This is a genomic window from Nocardia sp. NPDC051570 (genome assembly GCF_044454005.1).
Lineage (GTDB): Bacteria > Actinomycetota > Actinomycetes > Mycobacteriales > Mycobacteriaceae > Nocardia.
The window spans coordinates 343,015-369,224 of record NZ_JBITDI010000001.1 but is presented as its reverse complement, the minus strand read 5'-3'; the positions used below and the strand labels follow the sequence as shown (position 1 = coordinate 369,224).

Sequence of the window (26,210 nt, the reverse complement as noted above, 5' to 3'; positions counted from 1 at the left end):
CGATTCAGTCGGCCCGGCCGAAGATCGTTTCGGCTGCTCGGGTCAGCGAGGACTCGATGTGGGTGCGGTCGGCGCCCATGCCGACGAGGATGTCGACCGTCGCGGGGATCAGGATCTGGGTGATCGCGCGGTCCTCGGCGCCGAAGCTGCCCGAGAGGTCTAGCAGGACGATGCCGTGGATGAGGCTCCACAGGCGGGCGGCCACGTCGCGGATCGGGTCGGCGCGGATGCGTTCGGCGGCGATCATGCGGTCGACGACGGTGACCAGCTGTTCGAAGGTCTCCGCGCCGATCGCGTCGGTCACCGGGGCAGCGGTGAAATCGTGGGTCGTGGCGGGCGGTTCGGAGGGGGTGGCGAGTCCGAACATCAGGCGGTAGCGCTGCGGATTGTCCAGGGCGTACCGGCGGTAGGCGTACCCCATGACGAAGAAGTCGGCGACTGGATCCGCACTCGGCGCCACCGCGCTCAGCGCCGCGCCGAATCGGGCGAACGCCTCAGCGACGATCGCGCCGAGCAGTTCGGTCATCCCGCCGAAATGCGTATACACCGCCATCGTCGACGCGCCGGCCGCGGCCGCGACCCGGCGGGCCTGCAGCGATTCGGGGCCATCGGTCTCCAGCAGCTCGATCCCGGCCTCGATCAGCTGCGCCCGCATGGCCGAATTCGTCTGCCGGGAGCGGGAATTCACCATTGCCACACCTCCATAACAGCGTTATCCTAACCCCATAACAACGTTATTCCTTAATGGGAGCCTGCCATGGGTAATCGCTATCTCGAGGGCGTCTTCGCCCCGATCGAACACGAGTACACGCTGACCGACCTGAAGGTCACCGGCGCTATCCCGGACCATCTCGACGGCCGCTATCTGCGCAACGGACCCAATCCGGTCGGCGAGCTGGATCCCGCGCTGTATCACTGGTTCATCGGGGACGGCATGGTGCACGGCGTGCGCCTGCGCGACGGCCGTGCCGAGTGGTACCGCAATCGCTGGGTGCGCGGCCCGGTCACCGCCCGCGCGCTCGATGAGCGGTTGCCGCGCAGGATGGACGACGTCTCGGGCATCGGCGCCAATACCAACGTCATCGGTCACGCCGGGCGCACCCTGGCCCTGATCGAGGGGGGAGTACCCAACTACGAACTCACCGAGGAACTCGACACCGTCGGCGTCTGCGATTTCGACGGCACCCTCACCGGCGGCTACACGGCCCATCCCAAGCGCGATCCCGAAACCGGTGAGCTGCACGCGGTGTCGTATTCGTTCCAGCGCGGCAACAAGGTCCAGTATTCGGTGATCGGCGTCGACGGCCGGGCCCGGCGCACGGTCGATATCGAGGTGAGCGGTGCGCCGATGATGCACGACTTCTCACTGACCGAGAACTACATCGTCTTCTACGATCTGCCGGTCACCTTCGACGCGCGCCAGGCGGTCGAGATGACCGTGCCCCGCGCACTGCGCCTACCGGTGCGACTGTTGTTGTCCGCCTTGGTCGGTCGCGTACCGATCCCGAATCCCCCGGGGACGCGGCAGAATCGCCCCTCCCGGGACCGGCGGATGCCCTACCGCTGGAATCCGCGCTATCCGGCGCGCCTGGGCGTCATGCCGCGCGCGGGCGGCAACCAGGACGTGCGCTGGTTCGATATCGAACCCTGCTACGTCTTCCACCCCATGAACGCCTACGAGGACGGCGACACCATCGTGCTCGACGTGGTGCGCTACGCGACGATGTTCGCCGGCGACTACCACGGCCCGAACGACGGCCCGCCCGCCCTGGACCGCTGGGAGATCGATCTGAGCGGGAGCAAGGTCCGGCAGAACCGCGTCGACGACCGCGCCCAGGAGTTCTCGCGGGTCGACGGGCGGCGCACCGGTAGGAGGCACCGCTACGGATACGCGCCCGCAGTCGGCGTCGACCTGGGCGGCAGTCCGCAATTGCTCAAGCACGATTTCGTCGCGGGGACCACCGCCGCACGATCCTTCGGACCCGGAAAGTCCTTGGGCGAGTTCGTCTTCGAGCCCTCCGCCCCCGACGCCGCCGAGGACGACGGCGTACTCATGGGCTTCGTCTACGACGCCCCCTCCGACACCAGCGATCTGGCCATCCTCGACGCGGGCACGCTCGAGGACGTGGCCCGCGTACATCTGCCGCACCGGGTACCGGCGGGATTCCATGGCAACTGGATACCGTCCGCCTAGTACGGTCCGGTCGGTTCGTGTCCCTCCTCACACTTGTCGATGATGCATTGCCGATATATCGTCAATAGCGTCAACGTAAGGACAAGCCTGAGGAGGCAAGCCATGGAAAACATGGAGAACATTGAGATGCGCGGCCGTTGGCGCGGCCGCCGACCGGGTCGCGAACAGGGCGGCCCGGAACAGTTCCACCGTCATCCGCGCGGCCGGCGCGGCGGCGGGCCCGAGTTCGGACCGTTCGGTCCGGACTTCGGCCAGGGCGGACACTTCGGCCGGGGTCGCGGTCGCGGCGGCCGGGGTCGGCGCGGCGATGTGCGCGCGGCGATTCTGCTGTTGCTGCAGGAGCGTCCGATGCACGGCTACGAATTGATCCAGCAGATCCGCGAGCGCAGCGAGGATGTCTGGCGGCCCAGCCCGGGATCCATCTACCCCGCGCTGGCGCAGCTCGAGGACGAGGGTCTGGTGATCATCGAGCGCGTCTCGGGTCGCAAGACCGCCAAGCTCACCGATGAGGGCGTCGAGTACATCCGGGCGCACGCCGAGGAACTCGGCGATCCCTGGCAGGAGGTGCGCGACGGCATCGGCGATCAGGCGCTGGATCTCCGCGAACTGGTCGGTCAGCTGATGGGCGCGGTCGCCCAGGTGGCCCGGGCCGGCACGCCGGAACAGGCGGCCAAGGCGGCCGAGGTGCTCACCGAGGCCCGGCGTTCGCTCTATCGGATCCTGGCCGACGACGACACCCAGGAAAAGTAGCGGCTCCGAAACGTTGTGCCCAGGCGCGTAATTCCCCGGTCCATACGGAATGATCGTGACATGGTACAGCGGTGGAGTTGGTGGGCTCGGGGTGTCTCACAAGGGTGGCGAACGGTGATCACGGGTGGAGCGGTGTGCGCGCTGGTGCTGGGCACCGGCGCGTCCGCCCTGGCAGATCCCGTCGCGGGCGATATCGCCGAGGCGACGCAGTATCGGCCGGCGGCCGTGCCCACCCAGCACGGTCCGGTGCAGTCGGAACATCTGACCGCGTCGTGGTACATGAAGAACCATCCCGACGCGGCTCCGCTGGGGGCCAACGACTTCGGCTGCCGCCCGACCGCCGAACATCCGCGCCCGGTCGTGCTCGCGCATGGCACCGATGCCTCGGCCTACTCCGACTACTCGGCGATCGCCCCTCAGATTCACGACGCCGGATTCTGCGTCTTCGCGCTGAACTACGGCGGTAAGCCGGGCGCGACCAGTTACGGCACCGAGGATCTGCGCGTATCGGTGCGGCAGATGGGCGAATTCGTCGATCGGGTGCTGACGGCGACCGGTGCGCGGCAGATCGATCTGGTCGGATTCTCCCAGGGTGCCACCGTGACTCGCTACTACGTCAACAAGGCGGGCGGCGCGGCGAAGGTGGGGAACTGGGTCGGCCTGGCCTCGCCGACCTACGGCGGAGTCATGTACGGCCTGGTGCCGGCGGCCAATGCGGTGCCGCCGCTGTGGAATGCGTTCGAGAAGGTCACCTCCACCGCCGCGGTGCAGCAGGCGCAGGGCGCGCCGTTCATGGTCGAGCTCAATGCCGGTGGCGACACCGTGCCGGGTGTGCGTTACACCACGGTCGGTAGCCGGGTCGACGAGATGATCCAGCCCTTCGACAACATCGCTCTCCGGGGTCCGGGCGCGACGAATCTGGTGCTGCAGGATCTGTGCTCGATCGATCTGACCGGGCATTTCCATATGGTTTACGACCCCTATGTGCAGCAGCTGCTGCTCAACACCCTCGACCCGGCGCACGCGCGCGAACCGGTCTGTCGATTCGTCCCGCTGGGCACCGGAATTCCGGAGGTCGTGCTGGGGGCGCACTCCTGATCGTGGGACATCCGTAAACTGAGATGTCCGTATTCGCTCGCCCGGGGAGTTTGCTCGTGACCGTCCAGCCCGTTCGCCTGTTCGGCGATCCCGTCCTGCGCGCCCGCGCCGACGAGGTCACCACCTTCGACCGGGAGCTGCGCCAGCTGGTGACCGATCTGACCGATACCATGCGCGCCAGCGGTGGTGTCGGGATGGCAGGCCCGCAGATCGGGGTCGGCCTGCGAGTGTTCGTCTACGACACCGGTGATGCCGCGGGGCATGTGGTGAATCCGAGTTATGAGGTGCTCGGCGAGGAGGAGCAGACCGGGCCCGAGGGCTGCCTGTCGATTCCGGGGCTACGTCACGACGTCACGCGCGCCCTGCGGGTGCGGGCACATGGGGTCGATATGACCGGCACCGCAGTGGAATTCGAGGGCCGCGCCCTGCTGGCGCGCTGTGTACAACACGAGACGGACCATCTCGACGGTGTGCTCTATCTGGACCGTCTGAATCCGGCGACACGGAAGGAGGCGATGCGCGCGGTGCGCGAATCGGAATGGTTCACCACGGGCAAGACAGTGATGTCGGCCGCTGAAGTAGCCGCCACCAAGGCCGCCGCGGCGGCGGAGCGGAGTAGCTGATGCGCCTGATCTTCGCGGGTACGCCGGAACCGGCGGTGCCCTCGCTGCGGCGATTGATCGAGTCCTCGCGTCACGAGGTGATCGCGGTGGTGACCCGGCCGGATGCCGTGGCGGGCCGGGGTCGCAAGGTGACCCGCTCGCCGATCGGGCGGCTGGCCGACGAGCACGGCATTCCGGTATTCACCCCGCGTAAACCGTCGGAGCCCGAATTCGTCGCAACGCTGACCGAATTGGCCCCGGACTGCTGTCCGGTCGTCGCCTACGGCGCGCTGCTGCCCCAGCAGGTGCTCGACATTCCGCGGCACGGCTGGGTGAATCTGCATTTCTCGCTGCTGCCCGCCTGGCGCGGCGCGGCGCCCGTCCAGGCGGCGCTGCTGTCCGGCGATGAATTCACCGGCGCGTCGACCTTCCGGATCGAGGCCGGTCTCGACACCGGTCCGGTGTTCGGGGTGATCACCGAGAAGATCGCGGTCACCGATACGGCAGGAGTTCTGCTCGATCGCCTCGCCGAAACCGGTGCGCACCTGTTGGAATCGACCCTGGACGGCATCGAGGACGGCATCGTGCAAGCCGTCCCGCAGGCCACCGAGGGCGTGTCCTACGCGCCGAAGGTCGACGTCGACGCCGGCCATATCCGTTGGCATCAGCCCGCATTGGCGATCAACCGCCGAATCCGCTCGGTGACCCCCGCCCCCGGCGCGTGGACCGAGGTGGACGGCAAACGCCTCAAGCTCGGCCCGGTGGAAATGGTCGAGGAGTCCCTGCCCGACGCAACCATCGAGATCCGCAAATCCGGCGTCTACGTCGGCACCACCACCACAGCCGTCCGCCTCACACAGGTCCAGCCCGAGGGCAAACGCATGATGCCCGCCCTCGACTGGGCACGCGGCGCTCGCCTGCAGCCGGGCACGGTCATCGGATGACCCGCCCGGATCGCAGACAGGGCGACAAGCCGGCCGATACAAGCGGTTCCGCCGCCGGGCGCGATCGTCAGCGCCGAGGCGACGACAAGGCCCGAGATGGACGGCCACGCGCGCAGGGAGCGGGCGGCGACACGCCCACCCGGCGAGCGACCGGCGGCCCCGGTAACAGCGCACGAGCCGAAGAGAATTCGCGTGGGCGGTCGGTGACCGGTGGTTCCTCGGGACGTGGTCGCGGCAATGGCTCGCGAGATGAACAGGATTCGCGAGGTCGCGGGCGGCCCGCGGGCGGCGGAACATCGGGTCGTAGTGGGCGTGAGGATGTTTCGCAGTCGAAGGGGCGTTCGCGGGCGGGGGGTCCGGGTACGGACCGGGCCGATTCGGCGAAGCGGCCGGGGCGGGGTGCCGCGCCGATCGACGCCCCGCGGCTGGTGGCTCGGGATGTGTTGCGGGCGGTGCGGGAGCGTGACGCCTATGCGAATCTCGTACTGCCGGGGCTGCTTCGGGAGCGCAAGATCACCGGGCGGGATGCGGCGTTCGCGACCGAACTGGCGTATGGCTCGTGCCGATCGCTGGGACTGCTCGACGCGGTGATCGCGGCCGGGGCGGGGCGTGCGGTCGAGGAGATCGACGGCGCGCTGCTGGATGTGCTGCGGCTCGGGGCCTATCAGATGCTGCGGACCCGGGTCGGGGCGCATGCCGCGGTCGATACGTCCGTGGAGCTCGTGCGCGCCGAATCCGGGGCCGGTAAGGCGGGATTCGTCAACGCGGTACTGCGCCGGGTGGCCGAGCGCACGCCCGAGGAGTGGGTCCAGGCGCTGGCTCCGCGGGATCCGCTGGGGCACGTGGCCTTCGAATACGCCCATCCGACGTGGATCGCGCAGGCCTTCGCGGATGCGCTCGGGGCGCGGGCCGGTGAGCTGAAGGATCTGCTCGCCGCCGACGACGAGCGCCCGGCCGTCCATCTGGTGGCCCGTCCGGGCGAGATCAGCGCCGAGGAGCTGGCGCTGGTGACAGGCGGCGAGGAGGGTCGCTGGTCGCCGTATGCGGTGTATCTGGACGGCGGCGATCCGGGCAAGCTCGAACCCGTGCGCGAAGGCCTGGCCGCGGTGCAGGACGAGGGCAGCCAGCTGGTGGCCCTGGCGCTGACCCGCGCCCCGCTGCTCGGCCCCGACACCGGCCGCTGGCTGGACCTGTGCGCGGGACCGGGTGGTAAGGCGGCACTGCTGGGCGCGCTCGCCGATATCGACGGCTTCGCGGTGGACGCCGTCGAACCGGCTGAACACCGCGCCGAACTGGTCCGCAAGGCCACCGCCGCGCTGCCGGTGACCGTGCATGTGACCGACGGCCGGGCCAGCGGACTCGAACCGGGCTACGACCGCATCCTGGTCGACGCGCCCTGTACGGGCCTGGGCGCGCTGCGCCGCCGCCCGGAGGCCCGCTGGCGGCGCACCCCCGGTGACGTTCGCGATCTCACCGTGCTGCAGCGCGAATTGCTCACCGCCGCATGGGATCTGCTGCGCCCGGGCGGCGTGGTGGTGTACTCGACGTGCTCGCCGCATCTGCCCGAGACCGTCGCCGTGGTCGCCGATCTGGTCCGCCGCACCGACGCCGAACAGCTCGACACCGCGGCGCTGCTGCCCGATGTGCCCGAGACCGGCGACGGCCCCGCCGCGCAGCTGTGGCCGCACCGGCACGGCACCGACGCGATGTTCCTCGCGGCCCTGCGCAAACCGGGGCTCGCCGAAGGCTGATCGGCTATAGCAGTTCGGTATCGGGAGAGTTAAACTCCCGTGCGGATCGGAACTCCATGCTCGAACCTCACGAGATCGGAGAAAACCACATGTCGAAGGCCACCTTCTCGGTCGACGGACTGCACTGCTGGGGCTGTGTGGGCACCGTCGAGAAGAGCATCTACGCCATCCCCGACGTCCACTCGGTGACCGTGGATCTGAACATGAAGGGCGTCTCGAAGGTGATGGTCGAGGCCGACCATCAGCTGCAGGCCGAGGAGATTCAGCGGGCGCTGAGCCACGAGGGCAACTTCACCGTCGTCTGAGTTCAGGCGTCGGGCACGTTGCGCTCGAGCTCGTCGAGCCAGGCGGTCGCGACGGCATCGCTGGGCGCCCGCCAATCGCCGCGCGGCGACAGCGAGCCGCCGGACCCGACCTTCGGGGCATTGGGCAGGGTCGAGCGTTTGAACTGACTGGTCTGCACGAACCGCCGCAGGAATTCGGCGAGCCAATGCTTGATCGTCGGCAGATCGTATTCGTGGCGGTCCGCGGGGTCGATGAGGTCCGGCCAGCGCCCGCGGGTGCGGTCGGACCAGGCCTGCCGGGCGAGGTAGGCGATGCGGCTGGGCAGATAGCCGAAGCGCAGCAGGTAGTACAGGTGGAAGTCCTGCAGTTCGTACGGGCCGACGGTGGCCTCGGAGCTCTGGCCGGGCTGGGCCGTGCCGCCGGTCGAATCGGCCTCGGCGGGAACGAGTTCCGGTGAGATCTCGGTCGCGAGAATCGAGGTCAGCACCTCGTCGGCGGCCGCGCCGAGCTCACCGGTGTCGACGGACCAGGCGATGAGGTACTTGATCAAGGTCTTCGGGACCGACGCGTTGACGCTGTAGTGCGCCATCTGGTCGCCGACGCCGAAGGTGCACCAGCCCAGCGCGAGCTCGCTGAGATCACCGGTGCCCAGCACGAGCGCGTGATTCTGATTGGCCAGCCGGAACAGATGTGAGGTCCGGTCCCCGGCCTGCACGTTCTCATAGGTCACGTCGTACTGCGGAACCCCTTCGGCGGCGGGATGATTCAGATCCCGCAGCATCTGCGTCGCCGACGGGCGGATATCGATCTCGTGCGCCGAGACACCCAGGGCGCGCATGAGCCGATGCGCGTCGCCTCGGGTGCGCGTGCCGGTGGCGAAGCCGGGCATGGTGTAGGCCAGCACATTCCCGCGCGGCAGGCCGAGCCGATCCATCGTCTTGACCGCGACGATCAGGGCGAGCGTCGAATCCAGACCGCCCGACACCCCGATCACCACGCGCTCGGAACCGGTCGCGGCCAAACGGGTGCTCAGCCCCTCCACCTGGATGTGATGCACCTCGGCGCAGCGTTCGTTGCGGACCGCCGGATCGGCGGGAACGTATGGGAAGCGCGGGATCTCGCGTCGCAGTGGCGCCGCCCCGACCGGGATGTCGAGCTCGACCTCGATCCGGCGCAGGCGGGTCAGCCGGTCGCGGTGATCGTGCACGTTATCGGCGAAGCTGGTCATCCGCAGCCGATCGGCGGCCAGCCGGTGCAGGTCCACCTCGGCGGTCACCAGCTGAGGATGATCGGCGAAACGCTCACCCTCGGCGAGTAATTCACCGTTCTCGCACACCAGGGCCTGACCGTCGAAGGCCATATCGGTGGTCGATTCCCCGTGTCCCGCAGCGGAATACAGATACGCCGCGAGATAGCGGGCCGAATGCGATGCGCACAGCTGCCGCCGATAGTCGGCCTTGCCGACGACGATATTGCTCGCCGACAGGTTCACCAGCACGGTCGCCCCGGCCAGTGCGGCGAAACCACTGGGCGGCAACGGAACCCAGCCGTCCTCGCAGATCTCCAGATGAAAGACGAAGCCGTCGAGATTGTTCGCGACGAACAGCAGATCCGCACCGAAGGGCGCCCGCTGACCGGCGAGGGTGATGTGGTCGTCGAGCACCTCCCGCGCGGCCGCGAACTGCCGCTCCTCGTAGAACTCGCGATAGTTGGGCAGATAGCTCTTGGGCACCGCGCCGAGTACCCGACCCCGATGGATCACGATGCCGCAGTTGAACAGCCGTCCCTGGGTCCGCACCGGCGCGCCGACCACGAGCACGGGCGCCAGCCCCGCGCTCTCGGTCACGATCCGATCGAGCGCCCGGACCACGGCCTGATCCAGCGCGTCCTGATGGAACAGATCGTCGGCGGTGTAGCTGGACAGGCCGAGTTCGGGAAAGACCGTCAGCACGACCCCGTCATCGTGGGCCCGGCGCGCCAATCGCAGCGTCTGGGCGGCATTGAAGTCCGGATCGGCCACCCGCACCGGGGGCACCGCCACCGCCACCCGCGCGAATCCGTGCCGATACAGCGAGTCGAACGACAGTTCCTGCGGCACACCGACCCCCTACTCCTCGGGACGAGGTGATCATGGTCGGTACGCAATCTACCCCGTGATCACTCCCGGGCCGATTGGTCGCGGAGGCGGGCAAGGGTTTTGGCGAGGATGCGGGAGACGTGCATCTGGGAGATGCCCATGCGCTGGGCGATCTGGGTCTGGGTCATCGATTCGAAGAAGCGCATGGTGAGGATGCGGCGCTCGCGTTCGGGCAGGCCCGCGAGCAGCGGGCGGATCGCCACGTACTCCTCTACCCGATCGAACTGCGATTCCTCCTCGCCGAGCGTGTCCAGCAACGAGGCCTCCGAATCGCGGCCCACCGAGACCGCATCGATCGAGGAGGGCTGATAGGCGTTGCCCGCGATGACGGCCTGGGTCACCTCATCGGCGGAGATGCCGAGTTCGGCGGCGATCTCCTTGGCGGTGGGGGAGCGGCCCAGGCTCTGCGACAGCGCATCGATGGCCGCACCGATGCGCAGATGAGTCTCCTTGACCCGCCGGGGAACCCGCATGGCCCAGGTGTTGTCCCGGAAGTATCGGCGGACCTCGCCCATGATCGTCGGCACGGCGAAGGACAGGAAGTTCGAGCCGCGCGAGATGTCGAAGCGGTCCACCGCATGCACCAGGCCGACCCGGGCGACCTGGGTCAGATCGTCGAACGGCTCACCACGTCCGCTGAACTTGCGGGCGATGTGATCGGCCAGCGGGATGCAACGCTGAATCAACTGGGCGCGCAGCACGGCGTGGCGCGGTTCGTCGGCGCCGGTCGCGGCCAACCGCTGGAAAAGCACTGCGACGTCGTCATATCCGGAGACCGATTCGGTGACCTCGTCCACCTCGTCGTCGATCTCGGTGTCGTTCTCGTCGAGGTCGTCGTCGGTCTCGGCGGCTTCGTCGGATGCCGCCGCGGGCTCGGGCGGGGTGGCGGGGGTAGCCGGGGTGGAATCGAACACGGTGTCCTCGTCAGCCACTACGCCTTCCCCCGGGCCCGCCGGAATTCCACGATCGTCGGATAGCCGGCGGCCTGCTCGTCGAAGGCCTCCTGGGTCGCGCCGATCTCGTCGGTGAGCGTGCGCAGCACATGCCAGCCGAAGGCGTGCTCATCGGGCAGGCCTTCGTGGGCGGCGATTCCACTGACGCGCACCAGCAGATCCTTGTCGCCGACGGTGAATCGGCATTGCAGCGTCGTACCGGGTGCGGCGAGCGCGATGAGCGTCGAACAGGCCTCGTCGACCGCGAGTCGGATATCGGCTACCTCGTCGAGGGTGAAATCGCTGAGTAGGACGAGGGTTTCGGCGAGTCCGCGCACGATCGGCAACTGTGACACGGTGGCGGCGACGCCGATCTCCACCGGGGTACTGCGCAGTCCCTGTTCCGCCGAAATGTTGATCACCCTCAGAAGGTTACCCAAATCCACCCCAGGTAATCGGGGGTATCCCCGCAGTGGCCGGGCCGTGACCGGGCGTCGCTACACTCTGCGCCTGTGTCCACCTCCTCGAACGCGTCGTTCCATCGCCCATCGCCGATGATCGCCCCGTCCATCCTGTCCGCGGACTTCGCGCATCTGGCCGAGCAGATCGACGCGGTCGCGGGTGCGGATTGGCTGCACGTGGATGTGATGGACAACCACTTCGTGCCGAATCTGACCCTCGGCCTGCCGGTGGTGCAAAGCCTGTTGAAGGCCACCGACATTCCGCTCGACTGCCACCTGATGATCGAGAATCCGGACCGCTGGGCACCGCCGTATGCCGAGGCCGGCGCCTACAACGTGACCTTCCACGCCGAGGCCACCGACGATCCGGTCGCGGTGGCGCGTGATATCCGCGCGGCCGGGGCCAAGGCCGGACTGTCGGTCAAGCCGAACACCCCTATCGAGCCCTACCTCGAGATCTTGCGCAACTTCGACACCCTGCTGGTGATGAGCGTCGAGCCCGGTTTCGGTGGGCAGTCGTTCATCGCGCAGGTGCTCGACAAGGCGCGGACCGTGCGGAATCTGGTGGATTCCGGCGAGCTGCGCCTGGTCGTCGAGATCGATGGCGGCATCAATATGGACACCATCGAACAGGCCGCCGAGGCGGGTGTGGACTGCTTCGTCGCCGGTTCCGCGGTCTACGGCACCGACGATCCGGCCGCGACGGTGGCGAAGCTGCGCGACCGGGTCATCGGGGTCGAGGCCGCGAACTAGTCAGCGCGCCTGCGATTTTCGGCCGCCCGCGGCGCGGGTCGCGTCGATGACCGCCTCCATCGGCGGCACGGCGTCGGCGGTCTCGGGGGCCTGCACCCAGGTGCGGTAGCCGGTGCGCTCGTCGTCGGCCGAGGGCAGCACCACCTGGCTGCCGGCGCAGGCGACGGTGGCGTAGAGCCGGAACAGTTCCGCGGAGACCGAGGTCGTGAGCGTGTCCGGGCGGGGAGCCCCGGTGATGAAGGTCCAGCGCCGGGCGCGTGGATGATGGACGACGGGACCTGCCAGATCGGCCTGCGCCAACCGCTGCTGGACGCGCTCGCCCAGTTCGGCCGGCATGGTGATGGCGCAGTATCGGGTGCCGATCTCCAGCAGGATGTGGCGTGAGGCCGGATCGATCGAGGCCGGCAGATGGAATTCGCGACGGTACTGAACGCAGCGAACCTCGAGTGTCGAATCGAGAAGCGTGGTCACGCCTACCCCCATCTATTGGTTGCAGAAGTTGAACGTTTGGATTCAACTGCATAACAATATTGCGTCCGATTCTATCCAGACGCAAGCTTCGCGTGTAAGCGCGTCGTCGAATGGGTAAACATTCTTCTTCGGCCTGTGGCCTGCGCGTTTGATGCACCGTGCGGGAAAACGTCGAATCAATTTACAGACCGGTTGGATTATTTCCATATCGAAGGTCTTTTGGTTTGGCAAGCCCGTGAAATTCGGGGGTCTATTCATTCGTTATTGCAGATATCAGGTCCTGCTGTCTGCTTCAGCGGCGTTTCTCCGAACCGTAGTCTCGAACCGACGGCCGGGTGTTGCGTACCACCCGGCGTCGTTACGCTGATGACGTACCGGTCCGGCGGCGGGGAACAGTCGCGTCGGCCGGGCTGTTGGCGCTAGCGGGAGGCCCGCGCGGCGGGCATCGGTGACGGGAGATAGAGGGCATGTTCACAGGCATCGTCGAGGAACTCGGTGAGATCGTCGCGCGCGAGCCGTCGGCCGACTCGGCCCGGCTGACCATCCGCGGCAGGCAGGTGACCTCCGATGCCAAACACGGCGACTCGATCGCCGTGAACGGTGTATGCCTGACCGTCGTCGACATCGTCGACGGCGACAGTTTCACCACCGACGTGATGGGCGAGACGCTCAATCGCTCCGGCATCGGCAAGCTCGACGTCGGCTCGAGGGTGAACCTCGAGCGCGCCGCGGCGGTGAACAGCCGCCTGGGCGGGCATATCATGCAGGGCCACGTCGACGGCACCGGCGGCATCCTCGCGCGCACCCCCTCGGAGAACTGGGAGGTGGTGCGAATCTCGTTGCCCGACAGCCTCGCCCGCTACGTGGTCGAGAAGGGCTCGATCACCGTCGACGGCATCTCGCTGACCGTCTCCGGCCTCGGCGTCGACGAGGCCCGCGAGCCCGGCCACCGCGACTGGTTCGAGGTCTCGCTCATCCCCACCACCCGTGAGCTCACCACCCTCGGCGCCGCCCAGGTCGGCGCCACGGTCAACCTCGAGGTCGACATCATCGCCAAGTACGTCGAACGGCTGCAGCAGCGCAGATAGGCCTCACCGCCGAGTTCGCGGCCCCGGCTCGTTTCTGGACTGACGGAGCGGGGGAGCGAAGCGGAGGAGCGGAGGAGGGAAGAAACGAGCCCCAGGGGGCCGCGAACCGCCGCGACGAAGGAGCGGCAATCGAACACCGTAGTGTTGTAAGGGCACCGAATTCGAGATGGAGCACAACAGACGTGACCAGGTTCGACACCATCGAGCGCGCCGTCGCCGATATCGCCGCGGGTAAGGCGGTCGTCGTCGTCGACGACGAGGGCCGGGAGAACGAGGGCGATCTCATCTTCGCCGCGGAGAAGGCCACCCCCGAGCTGGTGGCCTTCATGATCCGCTACACCTCCGGCTACATCTGTGTGCCGCTGACCGGCGCCGACTGCGATCGGCTGGGACTGCCGCCGATGTACGCGGTCAATCAGGACAAGCACGGCACGGCCTACACCGTCTCGGTCGACGCGCGCGAGGGCGTGAGCACCGGCATCTCCGGCGCCGATCGCGCCACCACCATGCGCCTGCTGTCCGATCCGCTGGCCAAGGCCACCGACTTCACCCGCCCCGGACATGTGGTTCCGTTGCGCGCCAAGGACGGTGGCGTGCTGCGCCGTCCCGGCCATACCGAGGCCGCCGTGGATCTGTCGCGCATGGCCGGGCTCGAGCCCGCGGGTGTCATCTGCGAGATCGTCAGCCAGAAGAACGAGGGCGATATGGCGCGCACCGAGGAGTTGCGCGTCTTCGCCGACGAGCACGACCTCGCGTTGATCTCCATCGCCGACATGATCTCCTGGCGCCGCAAGCATGAGAAGCAGGTCGAGCGCGTCGCCGATGCCCGGATTCCGACCCGGCACGGCGTCTTTCGCGCGGTCGGCTACAAGAGCATCTACGACGAGGTCGAACATGTCGCGCTCGTGCTCGGCGATATCGGCGTCGGCGGCGGCGAGGATGTGCTCGTGCGGGTGCATTCGGAATGTCTGACCGGTGATGTGTTCGGCTCGCTGCGCTGCGACTGCGGCCCGCAGCTGGACGCGGCCATGGAGATGGTGGCCGGCGAGGGTCGCGGCGTGGTGCTGTACATGCGCGGGCACGAGGGCCGCGGCATCGGGCTGATGCATAAGCTGCAGGCCTATCAGCTACAGGACAGCGGCCACGACACCGTCGACGCCAATATCGAACTGGGTCTGCCCGCCGACGCGCGCGACTACGGCACGGGCGCGCAGATCCTGGTCGACCTCGGCATCACCTCGATGCGCCTGCTGACCAACAACCCCGCCAAGCGCGTGGGCCTGGACGGCTACGGCCTGAGCATCACCGAGCGTGTCCCGATGCCGGTCCGCCCCACCGCGGAGAACCTGCATTACCTTCGCACCAAGCGCGACCGCATGGGCCACGATCTGGTCGGCCTGGACGACCTGGACCTCGGCGAAACCGCCCAGTAAACAAAACCACGGAAGGTGGATCTGTCACCATGAGCGGTACCGGCGTACCGGATTTCGCGCTCGAGGATGCCAAGCAGCTCAGGCTCGGCATCGTCGCCTCGCGCTGGCACAGCAAGATCTGCGACACGCTCGTGGCCAATGCCGAGCGAGTGGCTCGGCAGGCCGGGGTCGAGGAGATCACGGTGGTGCGGTGTGCGGGCGCGATGGAGCTGCCGGTGGTGGCGCAGGCGCTGGCCCGCGGGCACGATGCGGTGGTCGCGCTGGGCGTCGTGATCCGCGGTGAGACACCGCATTTCGAGTACGTCTGCGATGCCGTCACGGCCGGGCTGACGCGGGTGTCGCTGGACGAGGGCGTTCCGGTCACCAACGGCGTGCTCACGGTCAACACCGAACATCAGGCCCTCGATCGCGCCGGACTGCCGGATTCGGCCGAGGACAAGGGCGAACAGGCCGCGGCGGCCGCGCTGGACGCGGCCCTGACCCTGCGGGCGCTGCGACAGGACGCGTGATCGCGTGCCGGTCGTCCGAATCTGGAAGCGCGAACCCCAGCTGGCGACTCCGGCGCCGGAATGGGATCTCGAGGTTCGCCCGCGTCGCTCGGCACGCACCGCGCGCATCGTGGCGGCGGTCATCGCGATCGCCTTCACCGTCGCCGGAATCGCGACCCCGCACACCTCGACCGGCGTGAATCTGCGCGTGGCCGATCAGGTCGCGATCGTCTGCTTCGGCCTGCTGCTGGCCGGGGCGACCCTGCTGCTCACCCGGCCGCGGGTCCGGGTCGGCCCGGGTGGGGTGTCGATCCGCAACATCCTGGGCGACACCGATTTCCGCTGGAGCGATATCCGCGGCGTGTCGATTCCGGACAAGAAGTCCTGGGCCCGGCTGGAACTGGCGGGCGACGAGTATGCGCCGATGCTCGCGATTCGGGTCAACGATGGTGAGCATGCGGCCCGGGCGATGGACCGGTTTCGGGAGCTGGGTGCGAAATACACTGGGGCGCAGGGGAACTGAGCGTGTTCGCGGCCGCCGCGGCCGAGCTCGATTGTGAATGCTGGTAATTCGCTGATCTCGTGCCGCTCGCGTTCGTGTGGCCGAAGTTCGCCAGGCGTGATAGCACTTCTTAGCTCGGTGACCGATGAGGGGTCCCGACCGAAGAAGTCGAAGGGTTATTCGTACATGCGTCGTTTGTTGCTCCTGCTGCCGATCCTGATCGCCGTCGGCTGTTCGTCCGGCTCCGGACACTCCGCTGTCGACGAGAAGGACACCACGGCCGCGATCGTCGATCTGTTCCAGAAGAATGCGGCCGAGGCGCCCGCGAAATCGTCGTGCGACGGCACGCTCGATGCGACGGCCGGTGCGACCGTGAAGTGCAAGGCCGACGACAGCGCCGGCAAGACCTGGCCCGTCACGGTCAAGGTGGCCAAGGTGGACGGCGGCAAGGCCGATGTCGAGGCCGCGTTCGACGATCCGATGGTCGCCGCCGACGACGCCAAGGACAAGGTTTCCCGGATGTACCGGCAGATCGCCGACGGTGAGGTCACGGGCGTGGACTGCAAGGGCCTGCAGAAGTTGGAGCCCAACAGCTCCCGCAAGTGCACGGTCACCGAGGCGGGCGGTAAGAACGTGCCGGTCACGTTCGTCGTGTCCGCGGTGAAGGGCGACCAGTACTCCTACTCGGTCGGCCTCAGCAGCTGAATTCGGTGAGCGGGCTGGCCCGCGGCCAGCCCGCCGATCGTGGCCGACGCTACTTCGTATCGCCCATCACCGCGCCCTCGCGGCGCGGATCCGCGCCACCGATCCAGCCGTCGCTCTCCCGTTTCAGGGCGCTCAGGCCGCTGGATTGCGGATCCACCGAGACCTGATGTCCGAGTTCGCGCAGCCGCTGCACGAGCGGATCGTGATCGCCGTGGTCGGTGGCGTTGATCGCCGGATGTTCGCCACCGACTCCGGTCACCGGGCCGTTGGCAGCGCCGAAGGCCACCTGGCCCACCGCCTGCTGCGGATCCAGACCCCAATCCAGCAGTCCGACAAGGGTTTTCACGACGAACTGGATGATCACCGAGCCGCCGGGCGAGCCGACGACATAGTTCAGATTCCCGCGTGAGCCGTCGGGGGCGCGATCGAAGACCAGCGTGGGGCTCATCGAACTGCGCGGCCGCTTATCCGGCTGCACCCGGTTGGCCACCGGGGTGCCGTCCGGCGCGGCCGGATCGGCGTTGAAGTCGGTGAGCTGATTGTTGAGCACGAATCCGTCGACGACGTGGAACGCGCCGAACTCCGATTCGACCGTGGTCGTCAGCGATGCGGCGTTGCCGTACTTGTCGACCACCGAGATGTGGCTGGTGCCGTGTTCGGGGGGCTGCGGACCGTTGCCCACCGGGACCGGTCCGAAGTTGCCGGGCTGGGCCGTGCCCATGCTGTGATTCGGATCGATCAGTCCCGCACGCTGTTTCAGGTAGTCCTTGTTCAGCAGCGCGTCGGGGGAGTTCCCGGGCATCGGAATGAAGTCGGAGTCGGCGACGTACTTGTCGCGGTCGGCGTAGGCCAGCCGTTCGGCCTCCGAGATCAGATGCACCGCTTGCACTTTGGGTTTACCGCCGTTGCGATCGAGATTGTCCGGCGGCAGCGCCGCCAGGTCGAAGTTGGCCAGGATGCCCAGCGTCGCGGCGACGGTGATGCCGCCCGAGGACGGGTTGGGCATGCCGCAGACCTCGTGGCCGCGATAGTCGGCGCAGATCGCGGTCCGCTTCTTGGCCTGGTAACCGCTCAGATCCGCGAGGGTGATCTGCCCGGGTGTGCGGCCGCCGGAGGTGGTTGCCGTGGCGTCCACGACGTCCTGGGCGATGGCCCCGGTGTAGAAGGCGTTCGGGCCGTCGGAGGCGATGGCGCCCAACGTCTTCGCGTAGGCCGGGTTGGTGAGGTGGTAGCCGGTGGGTTTCGCCGATCCGTCCGGCTGCAGGAAGTATGCCTTGGCATTGGCGTCGCGGGCCAGATCCGGTGCGGCGTCGGCGATCTCGCTCGCCAGCCGCGGGCTGATCGAGAAGCCCTGGTCGGCAAGGGAGATGGCCGGGGTGAACAGATCCCGCCACGGCTGCTTACCGTGTTCGTTATGTGCCATCTCGAGTAGTCGCAGGATGCCCGGCACACCGATGGATCGGCCGCTGGCGCGCGCATTCGGTTGCGGCACAGTCCGATCGGTGTCGCTGACCCAGCGCAGATAGTTCTCCGTCGCCGAGGCCGGCGCCACCTCGCGGCCGTCGTAGGCGTCGACGGTCTTGGTGTTCGCGTCGTAGTACATCAGGAAGCCGCCGCCGCCGATTCCGGAGCTCTGTGGTTCGGCCAGACCCAGCACCATCTGGGCCGCGACCAGCGCGTCGGCCGCGGTGCCGCCGTCGGCCAGCACATGGCAAGCCGCTTGGGACGCAAGCGGATTCGCGGTCGAGACGGCGAAGCTGCGGGTGCGTACCGGGGTCATGTTGGTGCGGTAGCCGGTGGCGGCCTCCGGAGTGGTGGACAGGTTGGTGCCGGTCCCGGTCGAGGCCGGTGCGACCGGTGTTCCGTTGGGGGTGTCGGTGCACGTTGCGCCCGACGAGGAGGGATTCGACGATGAGCAGCCGGTCAGTACCGCCGTGGCGAGTAGCAGTGCGGCGGCCGCACCGGACAGGGTGTGTCGCATGCGCCTCATGGTCGGACCTTATCGTCCGGATCCGAGGGCGGGCGGGCATTTCGCGGCGTCGAGAAGGCCGCTCGACAAGAGCGTTTCGGCAGTTATTTCCAGCCGGCTGGACCTGATTCGACCGAAATGACTCTATTGTGTTGGCAAGCCGCCACCCAGGCCGCTGTGCGAGGTCCGGCTATTGACCAGGTAACGTCAGGGCCTCACGGAGTCGACGAAGGAACAACCGACAGATGACCCAAGTGCGAGGCAACGCGCACCTCGACGCGGAAGACAGTGGCTATCACAAGAGCCTCAAGCCACGTCAGCTGCAGATGATCGCCATCGGCGGCGCGATCGGTACCGGACTATTCCTCGGTGCCGGCGGCCGCCTCCACAGCGCCGGGCCGGGACTGTTCCTGGTCTACGGCGTGTGCGGCATCTTCGTATTCTTCATCCTGCGAGCGCTGGGCGAGCTGGTGCTGCATCGGCCGTCGTCGGGATCATTCGTGTCCTATGCGCGCGAATTCTACGGCGAGAAGGCGGCGTTCGTCGCGGGGTGGATGTACTTCCTGAACTGGTCGATGACCGGCATCGTGGACACCACCGCGATCGCGACCTATCTGCACTTCTGGGGGCCGTTCCAGCCGATCGCACAATGGATTCTGGCGCTGATCGCGTTGGTTCTGGTGCTGAGCATCAACCTGATCTCCGTGAAATGGTTCGGTGAGCTGGAATTCTGGGCGGCGCTGGTGAAGGTGATCGCGCTGGTGTCGTTCCTGATCATCGGCACGATCTTCCTGGCCGGGCGGTTCGAGATCCAGGGCCACGCAACCGGATTCGGCGTGATCTCCCATACCGGGGGCTGGTTCCCGACCGGCATTCTGCCGCTGGTGACCGTCACCTCCGGCGTGGTGTTCGCCTATGCGGCCGTGGAGATGGTCGGCACCGCGGCGGGCGAGACGGAGAATCCGCAGAAGATCATGCCGCGAGCGATCAATTCGGTGATCTTCCGCATCGCGGTGTTCTACATCGGCTCGCTGATACTGCTGGCGCTGCTGCTGCCCTATACGGCGTATTCGTCGGGGGAGAGCCCGTTCGTCACATTCTTCTCCAAGCTCGGTATCGGCAATGCCGGATCGATCATGAACTTCGTGGTGTTGACCGCGGCGTTCTCGAGTCTGAATGCCGGACTCTATTCGACGGGCCGAATTCTGCGATCGATGTCGATGAACGGCAGCGCGCCGAAGTTCACCAGCCGCATGAACAAGCGCGGTGTGCCTTACGGCGGCATCCTGCTGACCAGCGTGGTCGCCCTGTTCGGCATCGCGTTGAACTACTTCGTTCCGGCGCGGGCCTTCGAGATCGTGCTGAATGTGGCGTCGCTGGGCATTCTCGCGTCATGGGCCACGATCGTGCTGTGCCAGCTGCAGCTGTGGCGCTGGTGGAAGCGCGGCGAGGCCGAGCGGCCCTCGTTCCGGATGTTCGGCACGCCCTACACCAGCTTCGCGACGCTGGTCTTCCTGTTCGCCGTGCTGGTGTTGACCGCCTTCGACTATCCGGTGGGCACCTGGACGGTGGCCAGCCTGGTCATCATCGTCCCGGCACTGGTCATCGGCTGGTTCGCCGCCCGTAAGCGGGTGCTGGCAATCGCCCGCCAACGCGAGGGCTACACGGGCGAATTCCCCGTGGTGGCAAACATTCCGATCGACGGCGAATGACCCCTACGCCCGCACGTTGTCGCGGGCGGTGCGGACCTGCCAGCGGCCCTCGATCCGGCCGAGCCGGATCGGGTGGTCGAAGCAGGCGCTGACGTTGGCGTCGGTGAGAACCTGTTCGACCGGGCCCTGCGCGATGCTGTGGCCCGCGCGCAGCAGCATCGCATGGGTGATGCCCGGGGGCAGTTCCTCGAGGTGATGGGTCACCAGCACCGAGGCCAGTTCCGGATGTGCGGCCCGCAGCCGATCGAGCCGATCGATGAGCTGTTCGCGCCCGGCGACGTCGAGTCCGGTGGCCGGCTCGTCGAGCAGCAGCAGGCGAGGTTCGGTCAGTAGCGCGCGGGCGATCAGTGCGCGGCCGCGCTCGCCCTGGGACAGGGTGGGCCAGCGGGCATCTCGGCGGTGGGCGAGCCCGAGCAGTTCGATCAGCCGGTCGGCCTGGGCGATATCGGCCGCGGTGGCACTCCAGCGCGGCAACAGGTCGGCGGTATTGGTGCGTCCGGTCAGCACCACCTCGTGCGCGGTCAGCGGATACGGCGGGGCGTGGCGCGGGTCGACATGGCCGATGGCCGTGCGTAATTTGCGCATATCCACCCGGCCCAGCCGGTGGCCGAGGACCTCGACCCAGCCGTGCGTGGGATGTTCGACGGCGCCCAGCAGCTTCAGCAGTGTGGTCTTGCCCGCGCCGTTGGGCCCGAGCAGCGCCCAGTGTTCGCCGGGCCGTACCGACAGCGAGACCTCCTGGAGAATGCGGTTGCGGTTGCGCACGAAGTCGACGGCACCGACCTGGAGAATGGGGGAGGCGGCCATGCCGATCACGGTAACAAACTCCTCAGACAAGCTGATGTGTGAGTCATATCATGGGACGACTCGGTACGCTGGCCGCGTGACAGTCGACGCGGTGTTATTCGATTTCTCCGGAACCCTGTTCAGGCTCGGGGACGATGAGAGCTGGGCAGCGGACCTCATCACGGCGGATGGGCGTCCGATGGACGCGAACGAATCGGCGGAGATCCTGCGCCGGATGACGACACCGGTCGGTCAGTCGGTGCGGTTCGACGAACGGACCCAATACGCCTGGGACAACCGGGATCTGGACTCCGAGCTGCACCGGGAGGCGTATACGGCGGTGCTGCGGCAGTCCGGTGTGCCTGAGGCGCAGGCCGAGCGGCTCTACGCCCGCAGCGTGAATCCGGACGGCTGGACGCCCTATCCCGATACCGGGAAGGTGCTGGAAGGCCTTGCGGCACGGGGGATTCCGATCGCGGTGGTCAGCAATATCGCATTCGACTTCCGGCCCGCCTTCGTCGCCCGCGGCTGGGCGCCCTACATCACGGCCTTCGCGCTGTCCTATGAGATCGGTGCGATGAAGCCGGATCCGCGGATCTTCGAATGGGCGCTCGAGCGGGTGGGGACCCGCAACGCCCTGATGGTCGGCGACAGCGCCCACGCTGACGGGGCCGCGACGGAAGTGGGCTGTAAGTTCGCGCTGGTCGAGCCGCTACCCACCTTCGAGCGCCGGACCGGATTGCTCGACGCGGTGGTATCGCACGGCCTGCTCTGAGCGCTCAGCGGTCGGGCAGGTGATGGTCCAGCAGGATCGCGAGCTGAGCGCGGGCGTCGGCGAAGGGTTCGACCGATTTGACCGCGCGGCTCTGCACGATCGTGCCCTCGATCACCGACAGCAGCAGACTCGCCAGCGAGCCGGCGGCCGCCCGATCGATCCCGGCGGCGGTCATGCCGTCGGCGAGCCGGGCGGTCCAGTCGCTGAACGCCTGCCCGGCCGCGGACTGTACCGCCGGATCCAGCTCGTCGAGCGCGGCGGCCATCATGAACGACCCCTTGCGGTATTCGCTGAATTCGAGCGGCCTGCGCCAGAACGCGAACAGATCGTCGAGCCACTCCTCCGCCGAGGGCGCCTTCGCCAGCGTGTCGGCCATCGTGCTCAGATGCCCGTAGACCAGGCGCGACACGATCCGCGCGGCGGTCTCCACAAGTTGTCCCTTGCCCGACGGGAAGTGCTGATACAGCGAGTTGCGCGAGGCATTGCTGCGTTTGAGCAGCTCACTGAGCCCGGCGGCATGCACACCGTGCTCCTGCACGATGGTGATGGTGCTGGCCAGCAGCCGAGCGCGGGGACCCGCTGTTGTCATTAAGCGTCCCTTCCAAAGCTTGTGTGAACCGATCGGTTCATGTTAGATCGTACGCAGGTGAACCGATCGGTTCATGTGGAGAGGAAGCCGTGTCCGCCCAGATTGCCACCGCCACCCCTGTCGCCCATGCCGGTCTGCTCGGCCTCGGGGCGTACCGTCCCCGGCGGGTCGTTCCGAATGCCGAGATCGTCGATCGGATCGCCTCCTCCGACGAGTGGATCAAGACCCGGTCGGGCATCGCCGCGCGCCGCTGGGCCGAACCGGACGAGACGATCGTCTCCATGAGCACCGAGGCCGCGCGACGGGCGCTGACCGCCGCCGGCATCGCGGCCGAGCAGATCGATACGGTCGTGCTGGCCACCTCCTCGCAGATGGTGCTGGGACCGTCCGCGGGCGCGGTGGTGGCGACCGAACTCGGCATGCACGACACCGCGGCCTTCGACGTCTCGGCCGGATGCGCCGGATTCTGCTACGCACTTGCCAACGCCGCCAATCTCGTCCGCTCCGGACAGGCCCGGTACGTGCTGGTGATCGGAGTGGAGCGGCTGTCGGATCTGCTGGACCCGGCCGATCGCACATGCGCGTTCATCTTCGCCGACGGCGCGGGCGCGGTCGTGGTGGGTCCCGCGGAGACCGAGGGGATCGGCCCGGTGGCATGGGGATCGGACGGCGCCCAGACCGCGGCGATCAAGCAGGACAAGGACTTCCAGCAGTACTTCGCCGAGGTCGCGGCCGCGGAGGCCAGCGGCGGCAGCACCGTGCGGCCGTATATCCGGATGAACGGGCAGGCCGTATTCCGTTGGGCGGTCACGTTTTTGGAGAAGGCGTGCCGCGAGGCCTTCGACGTCGCCGGGATCACGGCCGACCAGCTGGACGCCTTCGTGCCGCATCAGGCCAATATGCGCATCATCGACGCGCTGATCAAGGCGCTCGCCATCCCGGAATCGGTCGCGGTCGCCCGCGATATCGTCGAGACCGGAAACACCAGCGCCGCCTCGATTCCGATGGCCATGGAACAGCTGCTGCGTTCCGGCGGGGCGAAGCCGGGCGATACGGCCCTGCTGCTCGGCTTCGGCGCCGGTCTGGCCTATGCGGGCCAGGTGGTGAATCTGCCCCCGATCGACTGAGCTCAGCAGCCCAGCCGCGTCGCCAGATCCTCGAAATCGGTGGCGTTGATATCGAATTCGGCCTCGAATCGGATATCGGCGAGGGCGGGATCACCGTATTCGGCGGGCCGGGCGATGAAGGCGGTGCGCATGCCCTCGGCCTGAGCCGCGCGCAGATCGTACTTGTGGCTGGCGACCATCATGATGGCCCCGGGCGGCAGATCGAGGTAGCGCGCGGCCAGCGCATAGGTGCGGGGATCGGGTTTGAAGGCGCGCGCCATCTCGGCGGCGAAGACGGCGTGCCAGGGGAAGTCGCAGTGCCGGGAGATCGCGACCACGGCGTTCACATCGGCGTTGGACAGCGTGGCCAGGGTGTAGGCGGTGCGCAGCCGAATCAGGCCCGCGCGCGCATCGGGCCAGGGGTCCAGGCGTTTCCACGCATCGGTCAGGTCCCGGCGCCCGGCCTCGTCGAGCTCGAGGCCGCGCCGGGTGAGCAGCTCGTCGAGGGCGGTGCGGTAGAGGGCGGCGACGCTGACCCATTCGCCTGCGCCGCCGACCGCCCTGGTGCTCTCGAAATACGCTGTGCGCCAGTCGTTCACGAACCGCGACCAGTCCAGATCCGGATACCGCGGACCGAGGATCCGGCGGGATTCGCGCGTCACGGTCGTGTGGAAATCCGTTGCGGTGCCCTGCACATCGAACAGCAGGGCACCGGGTCGATCGATCACAGGGCGCGGGTCATGGCCCGGCCCGCCGCGCGACCGGAGAAGATGCAGCCGCCGAGGAAGGTGCCCTCGAGGGCGTTGTAGCCGTGCACCCCGCCGCCGCCGAATCCGGCCACCTCGCCCGCGGCGTACAGGCCGGGGAACGGGCTGCCGTCGGCGCGGATCACCTGCGAGTCGAGGTTGGTCTGCAGACCGCCCAGCGTCTTTCGGGTGAGGACGTTGAGCCGCACGGCGATCAGCGGGCCGTGGTCCGGATCCAGGATGCGATGCGGGGCGGCCACGCGGGCGATCTTGTCGCCGAGCGCGCGGCGGGCGTTGGCCACCGCCATCAGCTGCGCGTCCTTACCGAACTTGTTGGCCACCTCCCGATCTCGCGCGACGATCTGGCGTTCCAGATCCGCGGCGTCGAGCTGCGGGCCGCGCGCGATCTTGTTCATGCCCGCGACCAACTCCGCCACGGAATGCGCCACCACGAAGTCGACGCCGTGATCGACGAACGCCTGCACCGGGCCGGGCGCACCCTTGGCGAGGCGGCTGCGCAGCGCGACCTTGAGATCCTTACCGGTGATATCGGGATTCTGTTCGGAGCCCGAGAGCATGAACTCCTTCTCGATGATCGACGTCGAGAGCACGAACCAGGAGTAGTCGTAGCCGGTGGACAGGATCGCCTTCATGGTCGCGTTGGTGTCGAAACCCGGGAAACACGGTGCGTCCATGCGCACTCCGTTGGCGTCGAACCACAGCGAGGACGGGCCGGGGATGATGCGGATGGCGTGATCGGGCCAGATCGGATCCCAGTTGTGGATGCCCTCGGTGTAGTGCCACATGCGATCGCGATTCACGATGCGACCGCCCGCGGCCTCGGTGATGCCCAGCATCCGGCCGTCGACATGGGCGGGCACGCCGGAGATCATGGTCCGCGGGCACGGGCCCAGGCGTTCGGTGGGCCAGTTCTGGCGGATCAGCTCGTGGTTGTGCCCGATCCCGCCGGAGGACACCAGCACCGCCGGGGCGCGAAGTTCGAACTCGCCCACCACCTCTCGCGAGGAGGCCTTACCCCGGTCCAGATCGGTGGGTTCGAGCACGCTGCCGCGCACGCCGACGACCGCGTCGTTCGCCACGATCAGCTCGTCCACCCGGTGCCGGAACGCGAATTCGACCAGGCCGCGCCGTTCGGCCGCCAGGACGGGTTCCAGGAATACCCGCAGCACCTCCGGCCCGGTGCCCCAGGTCAGATGGAAGCGCGGCACCGAATTGCCGTGGCCGTCGGCGTGCGATCCGCCGCGCTCGGCCCAGCCCACGACCGGGGTGACCCGCAGGCCGAGATCGTGCAGGTACTGCCGCTTCTCGGCGGCGGCGAATTCGACGTAGGCGCGGGCCCATTGCCGGGCCCAGAGGTCTTCGTCCTCGCGATCGAATCCGGCCGAACCCTGCCAGTCCTGCCAGGCCAGGTCGATCGAATCCTTGATACCCAGTCGGCGCTGTTCGGGACTGTCGACGAGGAACAGCCCACCCAGTGACCAGAACGCCTGTCCGCCAAGGTTGTTGCGATTCTCCTGATCGAGTACGAGCACTCGGCGACCGGCCTTGGTCAACTCGTAGGTTGCCACGAGCCCGGCCAGCCCGGCTCCGACGACGATCACATCCGGCTGCTGCGACGGTGCCATCCGTCCTCCGTTCGGAGTGTTTCGATACATTGGTGTATCCGTTGGGGGCAGCGTAGCAGAGGCGGTCCGTTGAACGGACCGATTACTTCCGCTCGACACGGTCGCTCGGCCATGCTCTTGGTCGCGGGCCGGCTCGGGGGCTTTCATTTCATAGGATTCGAACCGCACGGCCGACGGATGCGGCAGGCGCTCTTCGGGGCGATATCCGTGCGTCCGGTGGGTCGACAGAATGATCGCGAGGGGCGACGAGCGAAGCGATTCGGCGGCGCGGGGGCGGGCTGGCAGAG

Annotated in this window: 26 protein-coding genes; 16 read left to right on the top strand and 10 right to left on the bottom strand. The window is 67.7% G+C overall.

Features of this window, described 5'->3' with window-relative positions; translation table 11 throughout:
* Positions 1-4: 4 nt before the first annotated feature.
* On the bottom strand, positions 5-691 hold the full coding sequence (locus ACIA76_RS01700; RefSeq protein WP_397147230.1) for a TetR-like C-terminal domain-containing protein: 687 nt from the start codon (positions 689-691) through the stop codon (positions 5-7).
* 66 nt (positions 692-757) lie between these two features.
* Between ACIA76_RS01700 and ACIA76_RS01695 the strand changes: the two genes are divergently transcribed.
* The 7 genes from ACIA76_RS01695 to ACIA76_RS01665 all read left to right on the top strand — a co-directional run bounded on the left by ACIA76_RS01695 (position 758) and on the right by ACIA76_RS01665 (position 7,644).
* The gene (locus tag ACIA76_RS01695; protein WP_397147228.1) at positions 758-2,194 is read left to right on the top strand and encodes a carotenoid oxygenase family protein; all 1,437 of its coding nucleotides are present in this window, start codon (positions 758-760) and stop codon (positions 2,192-2,194) included.
* A 102-nt stretch (positions 2,195-2,296) separates the two neighbouring features.
* Complete coding sequence (locus tag ACIA76_RS01690; protein WP_397147226.1) at positions 2,297-2,944, top strand: PadR family transcriptional regulator; 648 nt, start codon at positions 2,297-2,299, stop codon at positions 2,942-2,944.
* A 117-nt stretch (positions 2,945-3,061) separates the two neighbouring features.
* The gene (locus ACIA76_RS01685; protein WP_397147954.1) at positions 3,062-4,042 is read left to right on the top strand and encodes an esterase/lipase family protein; all 981 of its coding nucleotides are present in this window, start codon (positions 3,062-3,064) and stop codon (positions 4,040-4,042) included.
* Between the two features lie 56 nt (positions 4,043-4,098).
* Positions 4,099-4,665 (top strand): peptide deformylase, encoded by a 567-nt coding sequence (gene def / locus ACIA76_RS01680; protein ID WP_397147224.1) that lies wholly within the window; start codon positions 4,099-4,101, stop codon positions 4,663-4,665.
* Positions 4,665-5,588 carry a methionyl-tRNA formyltransferase gene (gene fmt / locus ACIA76_RS01675; RefSeq protein WP_397147222.1) on the top strand — a complete coding sequence of 308 codons (924 nt, stop codon included), beginning with the start codon at positions 4,665-4,667 and terminating at the stop codon, positions 5,586-5,588. The genes def and fmt overlap by 1 nt, the downstream gene beginning before the upstream one ends.
* Positions 5,585-7,339: an RsmB/NOP family class I SAM-dependent RNA methyltransferase gene (locus tag ACIA76_RS01670; protein ID WP_397147220.1), complete on the top strand. Its 1,755-nt coding sequence runs from the start codon at positions 5,585-5,587 to the stop codon at positions 7,337-7,339. Before fmt ends, ACIA76_RS01670 begins: the two co-directional genes overlap by 4 nt.
* Positions 7,340-7,428: 89 nt before the next feature.
* Entirely contained in the window at positions 7,429-7,644 is a 216-nt protein-coding gene (locus ACIA76_RS01665) for a heavy-metal-associated domain-containing protein (protein ID WP_397147218.1), read from the top strand.
* A gap of 2 nt (positions 7,645-7,646) precedes the next feature.
* Here ACIA76_RS01665 and ACIA76_RS01660 read toward each other — a convergent pair whose 3' ends face one another.
* From ACIA76_RS01660 to ACIA76_RS01650, 3 genes are all read right to left on the bottom strand, one after another.
* Complete coding sequence (locus ACIA76_RS01660) at positions 7,647-9,722, bottom strand: NAD(+) synthase (RefSeq protein ID WP_397147216.1); 2,076 nt, start codon at positions 9,720-9,722, stop codon at positions 7,647-7,649.
* Between the two features lie 59 nt (positions 9,723-9,781).
* A complete protein-coding gene (locus ACIA76_RS01655) occupies positions 9,782-10,570 on the bottom strand; it encodes a SigB/SigF/SigG family RNA polymerase sigma factor (protein ID WP_397147952.1) in 789 nt (262 codons plus the stop codon).
* 122 nt (positions 10,571-10,692) lie between these two features.
* Positions 10,693-11,115, bottom strand: a complete 423-nt coding sequence (locus ACIA76_RS01650; RefSeq protein WP_397147214.1) for an ATP-binding protein — start codon at positions 11,113-11,115, stop codon at positions 10,693-10,695.
* 132 nt (positions 11,116-11,247) lie between these two features.
* On the opposite strand from ACIA76_RS01650, the gene rpe reads away from it, so the two are divergent.
* Positions 11,248-11,907, top strand: a complete 660-nt coding sequence (rpe, locus tag ACIA76_RS01645; protein ID WP_397147950.1) for a ribulose-phosphate 3-epimerase — start codon at positions 11,248-11,250, stop codon at positions 11,905-11,907.
* Here rpe and ACIA76_RS01640 read toward each other — a convergent pair whose 3' ends face one another.
* Complete coding sequence (locus ACIA76_RS01640) at positions 11,908-12,378, bottom strand: hypothetical protein (RefSeq protein WP_397147213.1); 471 nt, start codon at positions 12,376-12,378, stop codon at positions 11,908-11,910.
* A gap of 467 nt (positions 12,379-12,845) precedes the next feature.
* On the opposite strand from ACIA76_RS01640, the gene ACIA76_RS01635 reads away from it, so the two are divergent.
* The 5 genes from ACIA76_RS01635 (at position 12,846) to ACIA76_RS01615 (ending at position 16,594) form a co-directional block, all read left to right on the top strand.
* Complete coding sequence (locus ACIA76_RS01635; protein ID WP_397147211.1) at positions 12,846-13,466, top strand: riboflavin synthase; 621 nt, start codon at positions 12,846-12,848, stop codon at positions 13,464-13,466.
* Between the two features lie 182 nt (positions 13,467-13,648).
* Positions 13,649-14,899: a bifunctional 3,4-dihydroxy-2-butanone-4-phosphate synthase/GTP cyclohydrolase II gene (locus ACIA76_RS01630; protein WP_397147209.1), complete on the top strand. Its 1,251-nt coding sequence runs from the start codon at positions 13,649-13,651 to the stop codon at positions 14,897-14,899.
* A 29-nt stretch (positions 14,900-14,928) separates the two neighbouring features.
* Positions 14,929-15,408, top strand: coding sequence for a 6,7-dimethyl-8-ribityllumazine synthase (gene ribH, locus ACIA76_RS01625; protein WP_397147207.1), 480 nt, complete (start codon positions 14,929-14,931; stop codon positions 15,406-15,408).
* 4 nt (positions 15,409-15,412) lie between these two features.
* Complete coding sequence (locus tag ACIA76_RS01620) at positions 15,413-15,910, top strand: PH domain-containing protein (protein ID WP_397147205.1); 498 nt, start codon at positions 15,413-15,415, stop codon at positions 15,908-15,910.
* A gap of 165 nt (positions 15,911-16,075) precedes the next feature.
* The gene (locus ACIA76_RS01615; protein ID WP_397147203.1) at positions 16,076-16,594 is read left to right on the top strand and encodes a DUF4333 domain-containing protein; all 519 of its coding nucleotides are present in this window, start codon (positions 16,076-16,078) and stop codon (positions 16,592-16,594) included.
* 49 nt (positions 16,595-16,643) lie between these two features.
* Here ACIA76_RS01615 and ggt read toward each other — a convergent pair whose 3' ends face one another.
* Complete coding sequence (gene ggt, locus ACIA76_RS01610) at positions 16,644-18,575, bottom strand: gamma-glutamyltransferase (protein WP_397147948.1); 1,932 nt, start codon at positions 18,573-18,575, stop codon at positions 16,644-16,646.
* Between the two features lie 233 nt (positions 18,576-18,808).
* On the opposite strand from ggt, the gene ACIA76_RS01605 reads away from it, so the two are divergent.
* Positions 18,809-20,275: an amino acid permease gene (locus tag ACIA76_RS01605; protein WP_397147201.1), complete on the top strand. Its 1,467-nt coding sequence runs from the start codon at positions 18,809-18,811 to the stop codon at positions 20,273-20,275.
* A 3-nt stretch (positions 20,276-20,278) separates the two neighbouring features.
* Here ACIA76_RS01605 and ACIA76_RS01600 read toward each other — a convergent pair whose 3' ends face one another.
* Positions 20,279-21,082, bottom strand: a complete 804-nt coding sequence (locus ACIA76_RS01600) for an ABC transporter ATP-binding protein (RefSeq protein WP_397147199.1) — start codon at positions 21,080-21,082, stop codon at positions 20,279-20,281.
* Between the two features lie 34 nt (positions 21,083-21,116).
* Here ACIA76_RS01600 and ACIA76_RS01595 point away from each other — a divergent pair, with 34 nt between their 5' ends.
* Entirely contained in the window at positions 21,117-21,836 is a 720-nt protein-coding gene (locus ACIA76_RS01595) for an HAD family hydrolase (RefSeq protein WP_397147197.1), read from the top strand.
* 4 nt (positions 21,837-21,840) lie between these two features.
* Here the strand turns inward: ACIA76_RS01595 and ACIA76_RS01590 are convergent, their stop codons facing one another.
* Positions 21,841-22,425, bottom strand: a complete 585-nt coding sequence (locus ACIA76_RS01590) for a TetR/AcrR family transcriptional regulator (protein WP_397147195.1) — start codon at positions 22,423-22,425, stop codon at positions 21,841-21,843.
* Positions 22,426-22,514: 89 nt separating this feature from the next.
* Between ACIA76_RS01590 and ACIA76_RS01585 the strand changes: the two genes are divergently transcribed.
* Positions 22,515-23,552 carry a beta-ketoacyl-ACP synthase III gene (locus ACIA76_RS01585; protein WP_397147193.1) on the top strand — a complete coding sequence of 346 codons (1,038 nt, stop codon included), beginning with the start codon at positions 22,515-22,517 and terminating at the stop codon, positions 23,550-23,552.
* Positions 23,553-23,554: 2 nt separating this feature from the next.
* Here the strand turns inward: ACIA76_RS01585 and ACIA76_RS01580 are convergent, their stop codons facing one another.
* The gene (locus ACIA76_RS01580) at positions 23,555-24,259 is read right to left on the bottom strand and encodes a haloacid dehalogenase type II (protein WP_397147191.1); all 705 of its coding nucleotides are present in this window, start codon (positions 24,257-24,259) and stop codon (positions 23,555-23,557) included.
* Positions 24,256-25,923: an FAD-binding dehydrogenase gene (locus ACIA76_RS01575; RefSeq protein WP_397147189.1), complete on the bottom strand. Its 1,668-nt coding sequence runs from the start codon at positions 25,921-25,923 to the stop codon at positions 24,256-24,258. The genes ACIA76_RS01580 and ACIA76_RS01575 overlap by 4 nt, the downstream gene beginning before the upstream one ends.
* Positions 25,924-26,210 lie beyond the last annotated feature (287 nt).

Excerpts from the sequence above, each read along its gene's own strand:
- ACIA76_RS01575 (WP_397147189.1), bottom strand. The coding sequence starts at position 25,923 with ATGGCACCGTCGCAGCAGCCGGATGTGATCGTCGTCGGAGCCGGGCTG.
- ACIA76_RS01670 (WP_397147220.1), top strand. The coding sequence starts at position 5,585 with ATGACCCGCCCGGATCGCAGACAGGGCGACAAGCCGGCCGATACAAGC.
- ribH (WP_397147207.1), top strand. The coding sequence starts at position 14,929 with ATGAGCGGTACCGGCGTACCGGATTTCGCGCTCGAGGATGCCAAGCAG.
- rpe (WP_397147950.1), top strand. The coding sequence starts at position 11,248 with ATGATCGCCCCGTCCATCCTGTCCGCGGACTTCGCGCATCTGGCCGAG.
- ACIA76_RS01605 (WP_397147201.1), top strand. The coding sequence starts at position 18,809 with ATGACCCAAGTGCGAGGCAACGCGCACCTCGACGCGGAAGACAGTGGC.
- ACIA76_RS01595 (WP_397147197.1), top strand. The coding sequence starts at position 21,117 with ATGTGTGAGTCATATCATGGGACGACTCGGTACGCTGGCCGCGTGACA.
- fmt (WP_397147222.1), top strand. The coding sequence starts at position 4,665 with ATGCGCCTGATCTTCGCGGGTACGCCGGAACCGGCGGTGCCCTCGCTG.
- ACIA76_RS01600 (WP_397147199.1), bottom strand. The coding sequence starts at position 21,082 with ATGGCCGCCTCCCCCATTCTCCAGGTCGGTGCCGTCGACTTCGTGCGC.
- ACIA76_RS01590 (WP_397147195.1), bottom strand. The coding sequence starts at position 22,425 with ATGACAACAGCGGGTCCCCGCGCTCGGCTGCTGGCCAGCACCATCACC.
- ACIA76_RS01690 (WP_397147226.1), top strand. The coding sequence starts at position 2,297 with ATGGAAAACATGGAGAACATTGAGATGCGCGGCCGTTGGCGCGGCCGC.
- ACIA76_RS01700 (WP_397147230.1), bottom strand. The coding sequence starts at position 691 with ATGGTGAATTCCCGCTCCCGGCAGACGAATTCGGCCATGCGGGCGCAG.
- ggt (WP_397147948.1), bottom strand. The coding sequence starts at position 18,575 with ATGCGACACACCCTGTCCGGTGCGGCCGCCGCACTGCTACTCGCCACG.
- ACIA76_RS01665 (WP_397147218.1), top strand. The coding sequence starts at position 7,429 with ATGTCGAAGGCCACCTTCTCGGTCGACGGACTGCACTGCTGGGGCTGT.
- ACIA76_RS01615 (WP_397147203.1), top strand. The coding sequence starts at position 16,076 with ATGCGTCGTTTGTTGCTCCTGCTGCCGATCCTGATCGCCGTCGGCTGT.
- ACIA76_RS01695 (WP_397147228.1), top strand. The coding sequence starts at position 758 with ATGGGTAATCGCTATCTCGAGGGCGTCTTCGCCCCGATCGAACACGAG.
- ACIA76_RS01635 (WP_397147211.1), top strand. The coding sequence starts at position 12,846 with ATGTTCACAGGCATCGTCGAGGAACTCGGTGAGATCGTCGCGCGCGAG.